A 2782-nucleotide genomic window follows, 5' to 3' on the forward strand; every position below is an offset into this window, starting at 1 on the left:
GTTGAGTTTGTAGAACCAAGAATAAATCCCCGCCGTATTTGCAATTGCAAAGTTGTTGGGCAAGGAAACATGCGGTGCTATTTGTTGATCTGCTGATTGGAAGCCGTGATTAATAAGCCATTGTTTTATATCACCGGTAACTTTCAAAAAGTTAACTGTTGAATTTGTCGGTGTGCGGGTATTGGTTACGCTAACATCGTTTGCATTTAACTTGAGATCTAACGCCGCCTGCTGTGCAGTTGAAACCGGCTTGCTCGCATCGCTGGTGTTGTCAACATTCCCAAGTCCAACATCAGACTTACTCGGATTTTGTTTTATTACTGAATCGGTTGTGTCGCCTTTACCGATGTAAAGTGTGTTTGTGTCTGTTGCGTAATATTCTTGCCCGGCAAGCAAAACCGGCTTCGCAGCGGCGAGGCCTCTAAGTTTTTGGACTGCCATTTTATTTTACTCCTTCATCTATTTGTATTATAAAATTATTTTCATCGAGAGAAAGAATTGTATTGTTCTCATCAAGCACACCATTAAATAAATAATTATAAAGTGCATCTTCGCGCGCAATTGAATCAAGTTGCGCTTGCACAATTGTATCGAGCAATGCTTTGTTTGCGTGCGCGTGCTGATTGTTGACCGCATTAGTTGTATCTAAATTCGGGACGTTGCTTAATCCAATATCAGTTTTCGTAACAGCGTGCGGGTTACCTGTTGTTAGTTGCGAATGATCGTAAGCTGTCTTTCCTCTGTCGCCTCTGTAAGCAGTTGCAGAAGTTTCGCCAAGCGCAAGACTCGCAGAAATTTCAACGTAAGTTGTTCCACTCCATCGGTAAGTTAAATTCGTATCGAGCGCAACATATATTTTCCCAGCTTCGCCAGTTATCGGGAAAGCGGCGAGGTTTGTATATTCAAGAACATCATCAACGTAACTTGGGAGTTGCGAAGAAATAATAAGCCCTCCCACTAAATCCGCTTTTGCGTTTAACGCCGTTTGTGTCGCAGATGAAATTGGTTTATTCGCATCACTTGTATTGTCTGCATTACCTAATCCAACATCACCTTTGGTAACTGTTACATTTGTATCAAGTGCATGTCCGTTGACGGTAATTGATTTATTTGCTTTAAGATCGAGCGCGGTCTGTTGAGCAGTTGATACCGGTTTGTTAGCATCGCTGGTGTTGTCAGCATTTTCAAGTCCGACTTGCGTTTTTGTAACGCTGTGAGGATTGGAAAGTGAACTAATATGAGTTTGTATGTTTGAATTTGCTGGTTCTTTGTCCGTAGCATAGCCATCATAAGTTGATTTCAATGTACTCGTAAAACTTTCTTGTGTTGCATCTAAAACTGTTTTGTTACTATGTGAATGGTCTAAACTGTCTGAATGTTTAAGAGAGATCGCACTTGCAATATCTGCATCTGCTTTTACTGTTGACAATGCAACCGCGCGTTCTTCAATTCCAAAGAGTTTTGTTTTATCTGTAGAAGAATATTGTTTGTTGGTAACACCGTCAATAACATCATCCTGTGTAAGAACGCCGCCAACATAACGATAAATGTAAGCCGGAGATATTGACAGACTGTATCTCGGATTCGTATGACTGATCGTTAACAATAATTTATTTTCGCCAGGCATTAAGGTCAGATTCATTTTATCCCACCGCCACTTCGTTTATTGTGATCACACCTTTGATGAATAGATGCTTTAATGTTGCAACATCAATAACCTGAACCCCATAGTAATAATCATGGCCGCCTTTAGAAGCTGTTTTCGCACTTGAAATATTCCAGGTAAACACATTCCCAGAAACAGTAATATCAGTTGGAGAGACAAAAGAAATATCTGCAGTTGCGCTATTGATGTCCTCTCGTAATTCGATCTTAACACTTGCGCCAGTAAGGTCGTGGCTTGCCCCATTCTCATCAGTTACATCACATTCTAACGAATAATCTATTCCCTCAACGATGGATAGATCAAGTTCTTGAGACGTATCCAGATTTAATTGTTTTGCCATTTAGATCCTCTTTAAAATAAAGAACCCGGCAGTTCACACGTTTAAGTGAACTAAACCGGGGTAATTAAACTTATCCAGTTACTTCTTATTTCTTGTGGTTACAACTTAATTAATTCTTAGTTCTTTATACTATTAAAAAACAATTATTCTCTTCCCGAATACTCCGCCCTGAAATTCTTTTACAACATCGTAGGTATCTTCGTTTTTAATTTTCGGAAGAACATATTGAGTAGTGAAGCTTGATAATCCGTGGATAGACTTTCTTTGACTATCAGTAAGCATATCACTTGCCATTACTCTATCGTAAAGCGCCTGCAGTTCAGCCCTCGCAGCTTCGCTATCGCCCTTCTGGATTAATGGGACAATCTTATTCTCTACTTTTTTCTTGACCAAATCTCCCATTTGCGTACTCTTGAACGCTCTATTTTGCTCACTTTCATAAGCATCGGAAATTTTTGAAGTAGTGAAACCTAATTTCTTAGCAGTTACATCTGTTGGAGTAACATAATCTTTATACTTACCAGGATTTTCATCGAACTCTTCTTTGGATGGGATCAAGGTTTTCGCACCCCATTTAACACCTTTTTTCTCCATCTCGTTAGCTTTCCGAATATTTCTTATCCCTGTTGGGGCTATATTCATGGGGTCTAATTCGGAAAATGCTTTTACTGCGTCCTTGGCAACGGCTACCGGGACACCACCTACGGCACTTCCTACATCACCTTTGAACGCTATATCCTCACTTATGAATGGTGCTTGTTGAGAAAAAAGATTGC

The 2782-nt window shown here is 40.0% G+C and carries 3 protein-coding genes and 1 pseudogene; all 4 read right to left on the minus strand.

The features are described from left to right. Positions 1–441 (minus strand): annotated as a pseudogene (locus tag ACYC56_RS14445) (hypothetical protein); the annotation flags it as partial. 1 nt (position 442) lies between these two features. After that, positions 443–1642, minus strand: a complete 1200-nt coding sequence (locus ACYC56_RS14450) for a hypothetical protein (protein WP_461374873.1) — start codon at positions 1640–1642, stop codon at positions 443–445. Between the two features lies 1 nt (position 1643). Then, positions 1644–2006 (minus strand): hypothetical protein, encoded by a 363-nt coding sequence (locus tag ACYC56_RS14455; RefSeq protein WP_461374874.1) that lies wholly within the window; start codon positions 2004–2006, stop codon positions 1644–1646. A gap of 132 nt (positions 2007–2138) precedes the next feature. After that, on the minus strand, positions 2139–2782 hold a 644-nt coding region (locus ACYC56_RS14460; RefSeq protein WP_461374875.1), incomplete at its 5' end, for a hypothetical protein.

This window comes from Candidatus Aquicultor sp. (assembly GCF_054640775.1).

Excerpts from the sequence above, each read along its gene's own strand:
- ACYC56_RS14450 (WP_461374873.1), bottom strand. The coding sequence starts at position 1,642 with ATGAATCTGACCTTAATGCCTGGCGAAAATAAATTATTGTTAACGATC.
- ACYC56_RS14455 (WP_461374874.1), bottom strand. The coding sequence starts at position 2,006 with ATGGCAAAACAATTAAATCTGGATACGTCTCAAGAACTTGATCTATCC.